General features: G+C 71.6%; 5 protein-coding genes and 17 pseudogenes. 3 read left to right on the plus strand and 19 right to left on the minus strand.

Annotation, left to right across the window (positions count from 1 at the left end):
* Window positions 1–86: 86 nt before the first annotated feature.
* From UK94_RS54390 to UK94_RS16245, 6 genes and pseudogenes are all read right to left on the minus strand, one after another.
* On the minus strand, window positions 87–734 hold a 648-nt coding region (locus UK94_RS54390), incomplete at its 5' end, for a TOBE domain-containing protein (RefSeq protein ID WP_235488231.1).
* Window position 735: 1 nt separating this feature from the next.
* Window positions 736–1213 (minus strand): annotated as a pseudogene (locus UK94_RS54395) (ABC transporter ATP-binding protein); the annotation flags it as partial.
* Window positions 1214–1565: 352 nt separating this feature from the next.
* Entirely contained in the window at window positions 1566–2477 is a 912-nt protein-coding gene (locus UK94_RS16235; RefSeq protein ID WP_011605486.1) for a MurR/RpiR family transcriptional regulator, read from the minus strand.
* Window positions 2478–2534: 57 nt separating this feature from the next.
* Window positions 2535–2873: pseudogene (locus tag UK94_RS54400) on the minus strand (homoserine O-acetyltransferase); the annotation flags it as partial.
* Between the two features lies 1 nt (window position 2874).
* A pseudogene (locus tag UK94_RS54405) lies at window positions 2875–3680 on the minus strand (alpha/beta fold hydrolase); the annotation flags it as partial.
* Window positions 3681–3854: 174 nt separating this feature from the next.
* Window positions 3855–5082: pseudogene (locus UK94_RS16245) on the minus strand (bifunctional o-acetylhomoserine/o-acetylserine sulfhydrylase); the annotation flags it as partial.
* Between the two features lie 1000 nt (window positions 5083–6082).
* Between UK94_RS16245 and UK94_RS76130 the strand changes: the two are divergent.
* The 3 pseudogenes from UK94_RS76130 to UK94_RS54420 form a co-directional block, all read left to right on the plus strand.
* Window positions 6083–6401: pseudogene (locus tag UK94_RS76130) on the plus strand (alkaline phosphatase family protein); the annotation flags it as partial.
* A gap of 1 nt (window position 6402) precedes the next feature.
* Window positions 6403–6951: pseudogene (locus UK94_RS54415) on the plus strand (alkaline phosphatase family protein); the annotation flags it as partial.
* 1 nt (window position 6952) lies between these two features.
* Window positions 6953–7570, plus strand: a pseudogene (locus tag UK94_RS54420) (alkaline phosphatase family protein); the annotation flags it as partial.
* Between the two features lie 44 nt (window positions 7571–7614).
* Here the strand turns inward: UK94_RS54420 and UK94_RS74095 are convergent.
* The 13 genes and pseudogenes from UK94_RS74095 to UK94_RS54470 form a co-directional block, all read right to left on the minus strand.
* Complete coding sequence (locus tag UK94_RS74095; RefSeq protein ID WP_268761400.1) at window positions 7615–7755, minus strand: hypothetical protein; 141 nt, start codon at window positions 7753–7755, stop codon at window positions 7615–7617.
* Between the two features lies 1 nt (window position 7756).
* Window positions 7757–8526, minus strand: a pseudogene (locus UK94_RS32720) (NPP1 family protein); the annotation flags it as partial.
* Between the two features lie 1507 nt (window positions 8527–10033).
* Window positions 10034–10401 (minus strand): annotated as a pseudogene (locus UK94_RS54425) (amidohydrolase family protein); the annotation flags it as partial.
* Between the two features lies 1 nt (window position 10402).
* Window positions 10403–10566 (minus strand): annotated as a pseudogene (locus UK94_RS54430) (amidohydrolase family protein); the annotation flags it as partial.
* Between the two features lies 1 nt (window position 10567).
* A pseudogene (locus tag UK94_RS54435) lies at window positions 10568–11230 on the minus strand (amidohydrolase family protein); the annotation flags it as partial.
* A 185-nt stretch (window positions 11231–11415) separates the two neighbouring features.
* A pseudogene (locus tag UK94_RS54440) lies at window positions 11416–11838 on the minus strand (hypothetical protein); the annotation flags it as partial.
* 895 nt (window positions 11839–12733) lie between these two features.
* Window positions 12734–12895 (minus strand): annotated as a pseudogene (locus UK94_RS54445) (ABC transporter permease); the annotation flags it as partial.
* 1 nt (window position 12896) lies between these two features.
* A pseudogene (locus UK94_RS54450) lies at window positions 12897–12952 on the minus strand (hypothetical protein); the annotation flags it as partial.
* A gap of 1 nt (window position 12953) precedes the next feature.
* A pseudogene (locus UK94_RS54455) lies at window positions 12954–13128 on the minus strand (ABC transporter permease); the annotation flags it as partial.
* Window position 13129: 1 nt separating this feature from the next.
* Window positions 13130–13567 (minus strand): annotated as a pseudogene (locus UK94_RS76135) (ABC transporter permease); the annotation flags it as partial.
* An 89-nt stretch (window positions 13568–13656) separates the two neighbouring features.
* The gene (locus UK94_RS16275) at window positions 13657–14535 is read right to left on the minus strand and encodes an ABC transporter ATP-binding protein (RefSeq protein WP_157734301.1); all 879 of its coding nucleotides are present in this window, start codon (window positions 14533–14535) and stop codon (window positions 13657–13659) included.
* A gap of 11 nt (window positions 14536–14546) precedes the next feature.
* Window positions 14547–15383 (minus strand): ABC transporter substrate-binding protein (locus tag UK94_RS54465; protein ID WP_235488233.1); only part of this gene is annotated, 837 nt, incomplete at its 5' end.
* A 1-nt stretch (window position 15384) separates the two neighbouring features.
* Window positions 15385–15890: pseudogene (locus UK94_RS54470) on the minus strand (ABC transporter substrate-binding protein); the annotation flags it as partial.
* Window positions 15891–15984 lie beyond the last annotated feature (94 nt).

Genomic DNA, 15984 nt, shown 5'->3' on the forward strand with positions numbered 1-15984 from the left:
TCCCTGGGGGATCGATTGGGTCCTGGCTCGGGTGTGGCGGGTGGCTCGGGTGTGGCGGGTGTGGCGGGTGGCTCGGATGCGGCGGGTCAGACGCCGGCGGCGGCCGGAGTCGCGGTGGTCGGATCGGGGAGTACCGGCGTCCCGGCGGCGACGGCGGCCGTCACCGTCGGCTGGTCGGTCGGCTGCTGCCAGGTCAGGCGACGCCCGCTGGCCCGGTCGAACAGGTGGACGCGGGCCGGGTCGACGCCGAGGCGGGTCCGGTCACCGATCGCGAGTCCGATCGGCCGCGGCCCGCGCAGCGCCAACGCCTGCCCGTGCACGTCGCACCAGGCCACCTCCTCGCTGCCCAGGTTCTCGATCGCGGTGACGACACCGTCGATCTCCGCGTCCGGGTGGTGCTCGGCGGTGGGGTTGCCGGCCGGGATCCGACGCAGGCTTTCCGGGCGGATGCCGAGGGTCACCTCGCGCTGCGGCGCCGTGCCCGGCCACAGCGGGAGGCGCAGGCCCGGGGCCTGCACCGTCAGCATCGGGCCGGCCGCCTCGATGCGGGCCGCCAGCAGGTTCATCGGCGGCGCGCCGAGGAAGCCCGCGACGAACACGGACGCCGGGGTGTCGTACACCTCCGTCGGCGTGCCGACCTGCTCCACCCGGCCGCCGCTGAGCAGCGCCACCCGGGTGGCCATCGACATCGCCTCCACCTGGTCGTGGGTGACGTAGACGAAGGTGCGCCCGAGNCGGCGGTGCAGGGCGGTGAGCTCGGTGCGGGTGGCGGTGCGCAGCTTGGCGTCGAGGTTGGACAGCGGCTCGTCCATGAGGAACGCCTGCGGGTCGCGGACCAGCGCGCGGCCGAGGGCGACCCGCTGGCGCTGACCGCCGGACAGCTCGCGGGGTCGGCGGGCGAGCAGGTGGTCGAGTTCGAGCTGCCCGGCGACCTCGCGGACGCGGCGGCGGATCTCGGCCCGGGGCACGCGGGCGGCCCGCAGCGGGAAACCGATGTTGCGTTCGACGGACAGGTGCGGGTAGAGCGCGTAGCTCTGGAAGACCATCGCGAGGTCACGCTGGCGGGCCGGCAGGTGGGTGATGTCGCGCTCGCCGAGCAGGATGCGGCCCTCGCTCGGCTCCAGCAGGCCCGCGATCATCCGCAGCAGCGTCGTCTTCCCGCACCCGCTCGGGCCCAGCAGCACGAGGAAGTCGCCGTCGGCCACCTCGAGGGNGATGTCATCCACGGCGCGGACATCGCCGAAGGTCCTCGTCAGGCCCTCGATCCGGATCTCTNCCACCAGCACTCCAGGTAACGTCCGTTCCGGAAGCAGGACAGCTCCCGGTTTCCTGTTACCTGGGCAGCGTCGAACACCGAGATGAACGGTNTTCGACGGACGGGAAACGGACGNTGGTCACTTATCGCAACGGTTCGGCCTGGCGTCTGGCGAGAGGGGCACGATTCGACCTGGTCACGGCGCTGACGGTGCCACCCTTGCCTGCTACGGACAGTGAGAAGATCGGTGGAATGTGTACCTGCGGCCAGGTGTCCATCGCTGCCTGAGCCCGTCGCCGTGCTCGGCCCCCTACGGCTCCGGCGGACCTGCCGGCTCGGCCCGCACCGAGTGGCCGAGGACGTCCGGGACCAGGGACGACGCTCGTTGCGGGTCGTTCTCCCGGCGCAGCCCGACGGCGAGTTGCAGCGCGTTGAGCAGCAGCAGGGACGCCAGCCGGCTGGCGATCGTGTCCGTGCCGACCGGCCAGTCGGGCGTGCCGATGACGAGGGTGATGTCGGCGATCTCGGCCAGCGGGCCCGACGTGTAGCTGGTGATCCCGATGACCGGGGCGCCGGCGCTGCGGGCGGCCTCGGCGGCGCGCAGCGTCGGCTCGTTCGCGCCGGAGGAGGTGATGACCAGGCAGACGTCGGTGGGCGCGAGCAGTCGGGCCGCAATCTCCTGGATGATCGAGTCACCCGGCGCCTCCGCGGGGCGGCCGATGCTGAGGAAGCGCAGCGCCGCGTCCTGGGCGACGGGTCCCGAGCCGCCGTTGCCGACGATGAGCAGCCGCCCGGCGGAGTCCAGCAGGTCGACCGCCGGGGTGAGGCTGGCGCGGTCCAGCGGCCCCAACGCGTCGGCGAGCACCTTCGCAGCCGCCTCGAACACGGTGTCGACCAGGCGCTCGACCGGATCCCCGGCGCCGGCGCGGCCGACCTCGCCGCGCAGCGCCGCCGCCCCCGCCTCCCGGGCCAGCTCCACCCGGAAGTGCTGGAACCCGCGGAAGCCCAGCGACTGGCAGGCCCGGACCACGGTGGCCGCCGAGGTCCCCGCCGCCTCCGCGAGCTGGGCCGCGGACCACTCCACCACCTCCCCCGGACGGGCCAGACACACCTCGGCCACCCGCTGCTCGCTCGGCACGAGGCTCGGCAGCGTTGCGCGGATGGCCGCGAACAGCCCGCCCGGACGGACTGCACCGGCCGGCCCGGTGAAGGGAGTCGCCATGATGGAGGTCTTACACGCTGAAGGTGACGAGCCGGGTGACCCTCCCGGGCTGCCGGTTCAGATCGCGCCGAGGGCCTCGTGGACGAGCGCGGCGACCTGGTCGGTCTCGGTGAGGAAGCCGTCGTGGCCGCTGCGGGAGTGCACGACGCGCAGCGGGACGCCGGTGAGCGTGGCGATGTCCTGCTGCAGCCGCAGCGGGTAGAGCCGGTCGGAGTCGACGCCCGCGACGGTGAACGGCACCGGGCAGGCGCGCAGCGCCGCGGCGAACCCCCCGCGGCCCCGCCCGACGTCCTGCGTCATCATCGCCCGGGTCAGGGTGACGTAGCTGCCGGCATCGAACCGGCGGGCCAGCTTTCCGGCGTGGTGGTCGAGGTAGGAGGCCACCTCGAACTGGCCNTCCGCGCGGGTCCGGGCGGCGAAGCGATCCTCCAGCTCCTCCTCGCTGCGGTAGCTGATCTGGGCCATCCGGCGGGCCAGGCCCATCCCCGCGGCGGGCCCCGTCCCCGCGTCCGGCCCTCTCCCCGTTTCCGCGGTCAGTCTCTGCCCCGTCGGCAGGCGGTAGTAGTCGCCGCCGTGCCAGCCCGGATCATCGGTGATCGCGCGAACCTGCACCGCGTACAGCCCGATCTGTTCCGCCGTCGCGGTGGCGCCGCAGGCCAGCACCACGACCCGCCCGACCCGGTCCGGATGGCCGACGGCCCACTCCAGCGCCCGCATCCCGCCCATCGACCCGCCGACGACGGCCGCCCAGCGCCGCACGCCCAGGGCGTCGGCGACCGCCACCTCGGCGGCGACCTGGTCGGCGATGGTGATCTCGGGCCAGCGCCCGCCCCAGGGGCGGCCGTCCGGCGCGGTCGTGGCCGGACCGGTCGTGCCCTGGCAGCCGCCCAGGACGTTGGGGCTGACGACGAACAGCCGGTCGGTGTCGAGCGCGCGGCCCGGCCCGATCAGCCCATCCCACCAGCCCGCGCTCGGATGGCCCGGTTCGGCGGGACCGGCCGCGTGGCTGTCCCCGGTGAGGGCGTGCAGCACGAGCACCGCGTTGCCGGCGTCGGCGTCCAGGCGGCCCCAGGTCTCGTACGCCACCCGCACGCCCGCCAGCGCGCCGCCGCGCTCCAGGCGCAGCGGGCCGGGCAACTCGGCGAAGCGGCGCCGCCCGACCGGGTCGACCCCCGCCCGCCACGCGCCGGACACGGCCAGCATCCGGTCGTCCTGCGGCGTCCCGCCACGGGGGTCGAGGGTCGCCCCGTCGGGGGAGGCCGTCTGCGACGCCGGTCCGGTCGGCGCGGCGGCCGGACCGGCGCCTGTCGGCTCAGCTCTTGGCCGCACGGAACCCCGCGTCGAGGTCGGCGAGGATGTCGTCGATCCCCTCGATGNCGACCGACAGCCGGATCAGGTCGGGGGTGACCCCGGTCGCGGCCTGCTCGGCCTCGGTGAGCTGGGAGTGCGTCGTCGTCGCCGGATGGATGATCAGTGAGCGCGCGTCGCCGACGTTGGCCAGGTGGCTGAACAGCTCGACCCCCTCGACGAACTTCCGCCCGGCCGCGGCCCCGCCGGCGATGCCGAACGACAGGATGGCCCCCGCGCCGCGGGGCAGCACCCGCTGCGCCCGGTCGTACCACTTCGACGACGGCAGCCCGGGGTAGGCCACCCAGCTCACCTCGTCGCGCGCCTCGAGCCACTCGGCCACCCGCTGGGCGTTCGCGGTGTGCCGCTCGACCCGCAGCGACAGCGTCTCCAGCCCCTGCAGCAGCAGGAACGAGTTGAACGGCGAGATCGAGGCGCCGATGTCGCGCAGGAGCTGCACGCGGGCCTTGGCGATGTAGGAACCGTGGCCGAGCGCCTCCCAGTAGACCAGCCCGTGGTAGCTCGGGTCGGGCGTGGTGAAGTTCGCGAAGCGGCCGGACGCGCCGAAGTCGAACCGGCCGCCGTCGACGATGACACCGCCGATCGCCGTGCCGTGGCCGCCGATGAACTTCGTCGCCGAGTGCACGACGATGTCCGCGCCGTGCTCCAGGGGGCGGTACAGGTACGGGGTGGCCAGCGTGTTGTCGACGATGAGCGGGATGCCGTGGGCGTGGGCGACCTCGGACACCCCGGCGGTGTCGAGGATGTCGCCGCGCGGGTTGCCGATCGTCTCGCCGTAGAACGCCTTCGTGTTCGGGCGGACGGCGTCGCGCCACTGCTCCAGATCGTCCGGGTCCGCGACGAAGGTGACCTCGATGCCGAGCTTCGGCAGCGTGTAGTGGAACAGGTTGTACGTCCCGCCGTACAGACTGGACGAGGACACCACGTGGTCGCCGGACTCGGCGAGGTTGAGGATCGCCAGCGTCTCGGCGGCCTGTCCGGACGCGGTCGCCAGCGCCCCGACGCCGCCCTCCAGCGTGGAGATGCGCTGCTCGAACACGTCCTGCGTCGGGTTCATGATCCGGGTGTAGATGTTGCCGGGCTCGCCGAGCGCGAACAGGGCGGCCGCGTGGTCGGTGTCGCGGAAGACGTAGCTCGTCGTCTGGTAGATCGGCACCGCCCTGGCGCCGGTCGCCGGGTCGGGCTGCGCGCCCGCGTGGATCTGCTGGGTTTCGAACGACCAGCTCTCGGCACTCATTGTGGGTGACTCTCCCCGTGTCGGTGTGGTGTGGCTGCGCTGTGGTGAGGGCTGCGCTGTGGTGTGGCTGCGCCGTGGTGAGGGCTGCGCTGTGGTGAGGGCTGCGCTGTGATGGGGCGACAGTTGCGGGTGCGGGCGGCAGGATGCCGGGCTCGCCGGGCCGCCGTCCACCACCAAGGGACGTGACGTGGTTGTGACGCGGACGTGGCCTGAGCGTGCCGCGGCCCGTGGCGGGACGTCGGCCGGGCCGGTCACCGGCGCCGGCGCGCCCGGGGTCGGTGGGCGGGATGCCGACGAACGGTCGCGACGAAACAGCCCGGTCAGCGACCGGAGAACGCCACGAGGCGGGCGGCGCCGCGCGGCCACCGGACGGCCTGGACGCCGGAGTTCGGGCATCCCACGGAACATCGCACGGCGGCGCGAAACCGTNGCGGATGTCCGACGTGTGACCTCACGGTTGACGACGCTAGCAGCGCGACGCGCCGTTGTCTGCGCCCGCCGGCCCCCCGGTCGCCCCCCGTTCGCCCCCCGGTCGCATCGGTGAAACACACCTGCCCGGCGCACCCGTGATCCGGACGCCTGGGGGCGGGCGTGCGGTCGAGGCGGGTGACGGACGGGGGGTGGGAAGGGTGAGAGTAGACGAATGACTCGTCTCGTCCTCGGTCCCATCCAGCGCCACCCGGACGGCTCCGGTGTCACCGTCTGGGTGGAGACCGATGCCGCCTGCGAGATCCTGCTCGCCATCCCCTCGCAGGGCGGGGGCGAGACCGTCCACGACGCGGNGGGCGAGGCCCTCGTGGGACGGGTCGCGGGCCGCGCGTCGACGTTCGAGGTGGCCGGGCACCACTACGGCCTGATCGTCGCCGAGGGGCTCGCGCCCGGGGAGCGGGTCGCGTACGAGGTGTGGCTGACGGGGACCACGCAGCCGGCGCCCGTGCGGGTCTGGCCCGAGCCCGGGGCGCCGCCGAGCCTGCTGCGGCCCGTCGGCGGCGACGCGCCGGTGCGGATCGTCTTCGGCTCGTGCCGCGTCACCGCGCCGCAGGAGCCGCCGTTCACCCTCAACGCCGACGACGACAGCCAGGGCCTGGGCACGGACGCCCTGCACGCCCTCGCGCTGGAGCTGCCCACGCGCGACCCCGCCAGCTGGCCGGGCGCCCTGCTGCTGCTCGGCGACCAGGTCTACGCCGACCACGTCTCCCCGCGGACCGCCGCGCGGATCCGGGGGCGACGCGACGTCGCCACCGCGCCGGGGGAGGAGATCGCCGACTTCGAGGAGTACACCTGGCTCTACCAGGAGGCCTGGTCGCAGCCGGAGATCCNCTGGCTGCTGTCCACGGTCCCCACGGCCATGATCTTCGACGACCACGACGTGCGCGACGACTGGAACATCTCCGCGGCGTGGCGCGCCCGGATCAGGACCGAGCCCTGGTGGGACGCGCGGATCACCGGCGGGATCATGGCCTACTGGCTGTACCAGCACCTGGGCAACCTGAGCCCGCGGGAGCGTGACCGGGACCCGGTCCACCGTGCCGTCGTCGCCGCCGGCACGCCGGGCCCGACCGGCCCGACGGGCACCGCCGGCCCCGGCCCGTCCGCGGAGGACCTGCTGCGCGCCTTCGCCCGGCGATCGGACGCCGACGCCGACCGGCCCCGCCCCGACCAGGCGGACGTCGACGCCGACCGGGCGGTGCGGTGGAGTTTCCGCTGGGACCTGGGCCGCACCCGGCTGGTCGTGATCGATTCGCGGGCGACGCGGGTCGTCGCGGCGGACGGCACGCGGGCGATGGTCGACGCCGCCGAGTGGGCCTGGGTGCGCCGGCAGACCGAGCACACCGGCGAGGTCGACCACCTGCTGCTCGGCACGTCGGTNCCGTACCTGCTCAGCCCACTGATCCACAACGTCGAGGCGGCCAACGAGCAGATCGCGGCGGGTCGGTGGGGCCACCGCGCGGCCGCCGCGGCCGAGCGGCTGCGCCAGGCGCTGGACCTCGAACACTGGGCGGCGTTCGGCGCGTCCTTCGACGCGATGACGGAGCTGCTGCGCGCCGTCAGCGCCGGCGAGCACGGCCCCGCCCCGGCCAGCGTCGTCGTGCTGTCCGGCGACGTTCACCACGCCTACCTCGCCCGCGCGGACCTGTCGAAGGTCGGTCCGGCCAATCCGCGTAGTCCGGGCGGCGCGGGCGTGCCGGTCTGGCAGGCGGTCTGCTCGCCGTTCCGCAACCCGCTCGGCCCCGGGATCCGTCGGATCGACGCGTTGTCCCGCCGAGCCCCGTTCGCCGTCGCCTCGGGCGCGGTCGCGCGACTGGCCGGCGTGCCGCGGCGGGCGCTGCGCTGGAAGGTGACCGACGGCCCCTGGTTCGACAGCCAGCTCGCCGTGCTGGAGCTCGACGGCCGCGCCGCCCGGCTGACCGTGTCGAAGACCGAGCCGGACGGCACCCCCGGCGGCCTCGACCCCGTCCTCGTCGCCGACCTCACCCCCCGAGGCTGAGATCGACCCACTATCACTGACATCGACGGTCATCGCCAGGAGAATCAGGACCGCGTTTCAGTTGCCGCCAGGCATTTCAGAATAGTGGCAAAGTTTTGATATATGGAGCAGGAGCTGAAGGGGTTGAAGGTGACGGCTTTCGGCTTGGCTGTCAGGAGATTCTTCAAGAACTCGCCGTTCTTCAGNCCGAAGGTAGCTTTTCCCCAGTCGGCTGCGGACAGTCTCTCGCGTAGTCCGGCGGGATATCCGTTCCAGCCGACGAGGTCCGGGAAGCGCCACGTGTGATAGGCGTTCTCCGGCGGCTCGTCACCAGATCTTGCGGGACGGAAGCTGTGGGTTGACGCGCCGTCCTTGTGGTAAACAATCTTCGGATGGGTGCCGGTCCAGCGGATCGCGCTGGCCGGGTAGGTGTCGAATTCTCCATGTGCCGAGGTTGCGACATATTTCGCCTGGTTGTTCTGTACCCAGACGACGACGTGTTCCCAGTCGTGCCAGTGGCCGCCTCCGGCAAAGGTGAACTGGTCTTTTTCGAAGTAGAGCCCGTAGAGGATTGCGCACCAGCCATTGCTGCAGTAATGGCGGGAGTATCCGTTGGTGTTGTCGAGGTCACTGCGGTCGTGGCAGCTGCCACCGAGCGAGCCTGTTGGCTTGAGCCCGCTGTTCAGCACTCCGGTGGGGCCGATCGCAGGGGTGGGATAGCAGCCGTCGCTGTCATAGTCGTATGCCGGCTGGAAGGTCCGCTCGAAGCTGTCCGCATTGCCAGGCAGTCGCTGAGGCGGAGACGAGGTGGCCGCGCCGGCCGGTACCGCCGCGACGCCAAGCAGGGCGACCGTCAGGACCCCGGCGACAGCTATCAGCCTTGAAGCGGGACCGGACGTAGCGCGAAACCGACGGGGAGCCGCTGACCCCGCCTGGCCGAATGCGGTCGGAATCCGTTTCCGTGGTCGACGAGGCATTGCCGCGGCCCCCGCCTGTCTTCCGAGTCTTGTCAACTCTCACTCCTGGGTTCGTCGAGTGCCTGGTGGAGTCGGCGCAGCGGTTGATCGGCGTCAGAAGCGGACCTAGTCCTGCGCGAGGTTGCAGTCCGTCGTGGTCCCTCGGGTGCTCCGGTCCGTTGGTTCACNGCTGCGCGCAGTCGAGAGCGGCCCGGGAAAACTGGNCGCCAGGCATGGCCTCAGGTGNGACACTAGGTCCCGCCCAGCTAAAACGGAATGAGTAGAACTACGTAGCGATCGGGGATGCACGATGATCAGTCCTCGCAGGTACCACCAGGTTCTCGATCTTGCTCGCGAGCTCTACAGTCGCCATCCGGCGGAGATCGACTACGGGGTGATGGCGCAGGTCCTGCAGGACGTTCTGGAGTGCCCTGTGTGCGTATTCTCCGAGGTGGGTATGTCGAAAGATGGCGCGCTTGGTGTTGGCTGGCCGACAACTCGAATCGATGCATCCGAGATCACCGCGGTTACCTTGCGCAATATGCGACGNCACCCGCTGATCCGACACTACGTGAAAACCTCCGACCGTCGGCCGCTGACGGTGACGGATTGGATCTCCCTACGGGAATGGAAATCATCGGAGGCNGGCTCGGATATCTANGCCGCGGTCAACTTCTACGATCACATCGCGATCCCCCTGGACTCGCCTCCGGGTACGATGCGTTCTTTCGCCCTGGGGCGGGACGATGGCCCGTTCACGGACCAGGAGCGGGAGTTGATACTCGCTCTCCACCCGCTTCTGATCGCCATGGATGGCAAGGCGAGGCGACTCCAGCAGCAGAGGCCAACCCCACTGACAATCACCGAGGGAAGGATCATGCACCTGGTCCGGGATGGCTTGACCAGTCGTCAGATAGGCATCCGGCTGAATAGGTCGCACCGCACGGTGGAAAAGCACCTGGGGTCGATCTANGGCAAGCTCGGTGTTACCAACCGGATCGATGCCGTCAACGCCTTCACCGCGAAGGTGGCAACTGGAGAGGATCTGCCTGCAGGTCCCATCCCCTGATCGACCGTCTCCGAGACCCCTCGCAGCACCAGGGCGCGTACCCACTTTCGGTCATGGGGTGGTGGGTGGAAGGCGCCGTGACTGGTGCCGGTCGTGGTTGCGTTGGCAATTGCAGGAGGTTGGTGACGGTCTTCGCCGCCGCCGGNGCCCAAAACCTCCTGCATCTGNTGGCTGCGGGGTGACGGAGACGACCGTGACCGATGTTCGTATCTGTGCGTGATCGGTGGGGTGCGGGGAATGCTTCCGTACGAGCCTCAACTCCGGTAATCATGGTTTTCATGATCACGACGTGTTCCCGCATCCACGCTCGACGGGCCCGGATCTCGTGGCACAGACAGGCCGTCAGATCACAATCGGATACACGATCTAGGTGATGGCCAGTTCCGAGGCGAGGCCGGCGCGGGTGGCGAGTTCGACGGCGAGCTCGCGGGCCCGGGGCAGGATCGCCGGGAGGTCGGNGGTGAGGATGCGGGCGTCGGCGACGATCCGTTCGCCGTCGACCCAGACCCCGGCGATGTCCCGGGTGCCCGCGCAGTACACGACGGCCTGGTAGGGGTCGTGCACGAACGCCATCGACGGGCTCGCCTCGGCGAACAGCACCAGGTCGGCGGCCTTGCCCACGTCCAGGCTGCCGACGGTGTCGTCGAGGCCGAGGGCGCGGGCGCCGCCGAGGGTCGCCATCCGCAGCACCGCCGGCGCGGTCAGGACGTCGGCCTGCTGGTGGTGCACCTTCTGTAGCAGCGCCGCGGCCTTGACGGTCTCGAGCATGTTCTGGCTGTCGTTGCTGGCCGCGCCGTCCACCCCGAGGCCGACGGGCACCGCGTCCCNCAGCAGCCGCGGCACCTGGCACACCCCGCTGGCCAGGATCATGTTCGACACCGGGCAGTGCGCCACCGCGACCGCATGCCGGCGCAGCAGCGCGACGTCGTCGTCGGAGAGCCAGACGCAGTGCGCGGCGACCGTCTGCGCGTCGAGCAGGCCGAGGCGGGCGGNGACCTCGATGGAGCTGGCCCCGCGGCTCGTGCGCGACGCCGTCACCTCCTCCCGGACCTCGTGCAGGTGGACGTGCAGCCGGTCCGTCTCGGCCAGCAGCGACCGGGTGGCCGCGAGCAGCGCGTCGCTGCTGGCCGGGATGGTGGCCAGGCCCACCCGGAACCGGGTGCGCCGCGAGGCCGCCGCGGCCTGCGCCAGCGCGTGATGTTCGGCGACGATCGCGTCGATCGAGCGGTCGTGCGGGACGTCCGCCGGGCCGAACGAGACGTCCCCGCGCACCCCGACGACGTCGAGTGCGTCGACGATCCCGGGGGTGACCGGCGAGCGGCCCGGCGCGGAGCAGAACATGTCGCCGACCGTCGTCACCCCCGACAGGGCCATCTCGGTCGCCTTCAGCACGGTGCCCACGTAGGCCATCTCGCGGGTCAGGTGCGCCTCGATCGGCTCGACCACGTGGACGAACCACTCCCACAGCGTGTGGGTCTCCCCGATGCCGGTGACCAGGCCCTCCGAGAAGTGCCCGTGGCAGCTCACGAAGCCGGGGGTGATGATCCCGCCGCCGTCGCCGAGGACCGGCAGGCCCGGGAACCGCGCCGCGATCGCGGCGTACCCGTCCACCGCGGCGATGCGCCCGTCGACCACCGCGACAGCGCCGTCGCGCACATGGCCGNCCGCGCCCATGGTCAGCACATGCCGGGCCCGGAGCACGAAACTCGCCGGACTCCCGGCGCTCGTCGGATCGGCCGTGGTGGCGGTGGTGGCGGCCGTGGTGGTGATGGCGGTGGTGGCCGCGGTGGCGGTGGTGCCGTGGACGCCGGGAGCGGGTGCGGCGACGGCGGCGGGATCGGTCACCTAAGTCCAATGCTCTTGTCGATGTACTGGTTGGTGAACAGGTTGGCGGGGGTGAGGCCGCTGCGCACCGGCTTCTTCTGGCCGGCGTAGATCGGGGTCAGAATCTGGATCATCCGCGCGACACGGCTCTGCTCCATGTCGCCGATCGTCGCGTTCGAGCCGTTGGAGACCAGCGCGCGGTCCTTCATCGTCTGGACGGCGAACGCGGCGAGCCCCGGCGAGTAGTTCCACACCGACGCCTTGTCCGCCTTGACCGCCCTGATGATGAGCCCGTTCGCCGCCTGCGGGTGGGCGAGGAAGTCGACCTGTGAGCGCTGGACGATCGGGACCAGCTTCTTCAGGCACGGGGCGAGCTTCGCCTCGTCGCCCGTACGGACCGACAGCGCCTGGCCGTACACCGGGTAGCCGGTGTCGTTGACNAGCTGGAGGTCGACGTCGTAGCTGTNCCCGTCACCGAGCTCGTTCTTGTAGATGTAGGGCTCCGAGGTGGCGAAGCCGGCCTCGGCGACNTTGCCGTCCTCGGCGACCCAGCGTGACGGCGAGCCGTCGTAGCTGCCGTCGACCTGGCCCCGGCGCAGGATGCCGGCGCCGAGCAGGTACTGCATGTAGGCGTCGGTCTCGTAGTACAGGACCTTGGTGTCGGTCTGGCCGATGTCGACCAGCGTCGTGAAGTTCGGGTGCTTGCTCTTTTCCCACATGATCATTCCTGGGCTGACCTCGAACGGCGCGAACACCGCTCTGGTCGGCTGGGAGGCCGAGTTCTGGATGGCCTCGTCCGTGGAGACGATCCCCAGGTTGATCGACTTGTCCAGGTACATCTGGGCGCTGACCTGCTCGGAGCCGATGGCCGGNCCGCCGAACCGGACCTCGATGTTCACCCCGGTGTCCTTGCCGCCGGAGACGAGGGAGCCGGTGATCCGCTTCTTGCCGGTGTCGACCTTCGCGTCCGGCCCGAGCAGGTTGTACAGGAATCCGTACTCGGATTCGGCGAACCAGTCGGTCTGGACCACGACGGTGGCGGGGCAGGCGCCGGTCAGGTCGAGTGCGCCGCCGGACGCGACGGCCGGCGCCGCGGAGGTGGACCCCCCGCCGGGGGATCCGGCGGCGGACCCCCCGCCGGAGTCCCCGCTGCACGCCGACAGGGTCAGGGCGAGCGCCGTGCCGAAGGCGACGGCGGCTCCTCGTCGGAAACGTCCCATGGTGCTCCCTCTCGTGAAGACCCCGGGGCCGTGGAACCTCCGCGGCCCGGGTGTGACACAGCCCCGCGGGCCGGCCGGCGCCACCGTGAGCGGTGGGCGCGGCCACCCGCGGCCGTCAGGGGGTCTCGGCGCCGTACCAGCGGCCGGTGACCAGCCGGCTCAGCCAGCCGAAGAACGTGAACACGACGACGCCCAGCAGCGAGGCGAGGAGGACCGCGCCGAAGAGCTGTTGGGAGAGCAGCCGCGCCCGGTAGAGATCGATCAGGACGCCGATGCCNGGCCTGCCCTGCTTGAAGAAGAAGTCGCCGACGACCGCCCCCACGACGGACAGCCCNGCGGAGACCTGGAATCCGGCGAACGTCGCCGGCATCGCGGCCGGCAGCTGCAACGACACCAGCCGGCGCCAGCGGGGGATCCGGTGCAGCCGGAACAGGTCGAGCATGCCCTGGTCGACCGACTGCAGGCCGAACAGCGTGCTGCTGATCACCGGGAACAGGGCGATGAGGACGCNGACGATCACTCGGCTGAGGAAGCCGTAGTCGAACCAGAAGCCGATCAGCGGTACCAGCGCCAGGGTGGGGATGGTCTGCAGGATCACCGCGTACGGGTACACCGACTTCTCGACCCACCTGGCCTGGCTCATCGCGATCGCCACGGCCATCCCCAGCACGATCGACACCCCGAGGCCGATGAGCGCCACCGACGTCGACAGCCACAGCGCCCGCAGCAGCTGCGCGAGGTTGTCGCCGTCGAGGAAGGCGACGCGCACGACCGAGTCGGGACTCGGCAGCAGGAACCGGCGGTCGGGGTCGAGGACCACGAGGCTGACGAAGTACCAGACGCCGATGAGGATCGCGAACAGGACAAGCGGGGCGAGGCGGTCGCGCCAGCTCGCCCGCGGCCGCCCGGTGCGCAACGCCCGGTTCGCGGCGCGGACCAGGGCCGTCATCCGGCCCGCGCCGCGCCGCCCGCCGGGTGCGGGCACGGGTCCGCCTCCCTGCCCGGGCCTCGCACGCCCGCCCACGCCCCCCGGCACGCTCACCCGGCCTCCCCGTCGCGCAGGCGGCGCGAGACCGCGGCGGTCAACCGGGTGAAGTCCTCCCGGAAGCGCAGCTCCGCCGGACGCGGGTAGCCGAACGGGACGGCGAACTCGGCCACCACCCGCCCCGGGCGCGGCGACATCACCAGGACCCGGGTCGAGAGGAACACCGCCTCCGCGACGGAGTGGGTGACGAACAGGGCGGCGCCGAAGCGGCGCAGCTCGAACAGCCGCAGCAGCTCGCCGCCGAGGCGCTCCCGGGAGATCTCGTCGAGGGCGCCGAACGGCTCGTCCAGCAGGAACAGGTCGGGGGAGAGCACCAGCGAGCGGGCCAGCGACACCCGCATCCGCATCCCGCCGGACAGCGAGCGGGGCCGGTGCCGCTCGAACCCGCCGAGCCCCACCAGGTCGATGACCTCGGCGGCCCGCGGCCGGTACTCGGCGCGGGGCACCCCGGTCAGCTCGGCCAGGGTCTCCACGTTGCGCCGCACGCTGCGCCAGGGCAGCAGGGTCGGATCCTGGAAGACGTAGCTGATCCGGCCGGTCGCCGGCGACACGGCGCCGGCGGTGGCCGTGGTCAGCCCGGACGCCAGCCGCAGCAGGGTGCTCTTGCCGCAGCCGGAGGCGCCGACGATGCTCACGAACTCGCCGTCACGAACCGCCAGATCGACCGGGGCGAGGGCCTGGGTGCCGTCCGGGTAGCGCTTCTCGACGCCGGTGAACGTCACCAGCGTCGGCGGGGGGCCGTCCGCCGGTGCGTTCCCCTCCCCGGCCTGCCCGGCCTGCCCGGTTTGAACGGTCTGTCCGACGGTGCCGGCCTCCCCGACAGCGCCGGCCTCGCACGATTCGTTGCCGTATGTCCAAATGGGATGGCGCATGACCCGTGGGCCTAACCGTTCCGTGCTCCGGTGGATGCCGCCCGTGTTCCCGATCCGGCCGAGGACAGGGCGGTGGCTGGGGCGGCGCTTCCCGGCGGCGGCCAATTGACCGAAGTTGTGGCCAGGTCGCGTGGATAGACGGTGGCGAAGCTCCCGTCGGTGTCCTGTTCGACGGCCGTTGCGGAAAGAGTGTTCTGGTGGGTTCCGTCGAAACGGACGCCGTTCCACGGCATGATGGTCGCGGACCCCGGGAGGTCGATCGCGACAAGCGCGGAGCGTATCCGTTCCCGGGCCGAACTGCCCGCGTCCTCGATTGCCCGGGCATAGATTGTCACCGCGGTGAAGGCGGTCGCCGCCTCGGCCGTCATCGCCACCCCGAAGTCGTGCTGATAACGTTCGGTGACGGCCGCGGCGAGCGGGTTGGCGCGGGTGATGGGTAGCGACCACGAGACCTGCCTGCTCACCCGGCCCGCGAACCCGGGTATTGCGGCGAGCCGGGCGGCCTCCGCGGGGGCGCCGTAAACGACGACGGCGGGCGGCGTATACCCGCTGGTCCGGAACGCGTTTCCGAGCCTTTCCCCGGCGCCGGCGGCCGTGGCCAGCAGGACGACGTCGGGCGCCGCGGCCTGGATGGCCCCCACCGCGGCGGCGGGATCGGCGTCGCCTGGTTCGTAGGGCGCGCTCGCCACGATCTGGTACCCGGCCTCCTCCCCGTACTCGGCGATGATCGAGTTCAGGTCGGTGCCGGTCGCGTCGTTGCTGTACAGCACGGCCACCCGTCTACGCTCCTGACCAGGCAGTTCGGCGTTTCGTAGCAGGGACAGGAAGGCGCCGCCGTAGTCCGCGGCNTCGGGTCCGGCACGGAAGAACCAACTCAGCCCGCGCTCGGTGAGGGCCGTGTTCGCGGCGTCGCCGCTGAGGAACGGCGTCTGCAGCCGTTCGGCCCGCTGGCTGGCGTCCAGAGTGGCCTCGGCGCCGAACGCTCCGACGATGCCGGCCACGCCGTTGCCGTTCACCAGTGTTGACGCACCGTCCGCCGCGCGTTGGCGATCGCTTTTCGTGTCCAACGTCACAATCGATAGTCGGGCGTGACCGGTGAGTCCCCAGATTCGCTCGGGCGAGTATCCGGACCAGCCTTCTCCGGTGTTGATGAGCCGGCTGGCGAGTTCCGCTCCCCGTTGGGCGTCGCGGCCGGCTTCCGTGTTCCCGCCCGTCAACGGGGCGAGAAGGCCGATCTTGACCTCGCCGGAAACCACCGGCGGCCCGGGATTGTCGCCACCGCCGCAGCCCGCGAGTGCGGCGAGGCAGAGCAGCGCGACACCCGCCGCGCCCGCCCTTCGAAAACCGTGGATCATCACGCTCCCCGTGCGCCCGGCTGGAGTGAGGAGTGAAAGCTACTGCGACCGCGACGACACTAGTGGTTTGACGCCGGTCAGTCGCAGCGGGGTT

This window comes from Frankia sp. AvcI1 (assembly GCF_001420875.1).
In the GTDB taxonomy this organism is placed as follows: Bacteria; Actinomycetota; Actinomycetes; order Frankiales; family Frankiaceae; genus Frankia; species Frankia alni.

What these genes read in the sequence shown, in the direction of transcription:
- UK94_RS16235 (WP_011605486.1), bottom strand. Translation starts at nt 2,477, where the DNA reads ATGGCGACTCCCTTCACCGGGCCGGCCGGTGCAGTCCGTCCGGGCGGG.
- UK94_RS16275 (WP_157734301.1), bottom strand. Translation starts at nt 14,535, where the DNA reads ATGCGCCATCCCATTTGGACATACGGCAACGAATCGTGCGAGGCCGGC.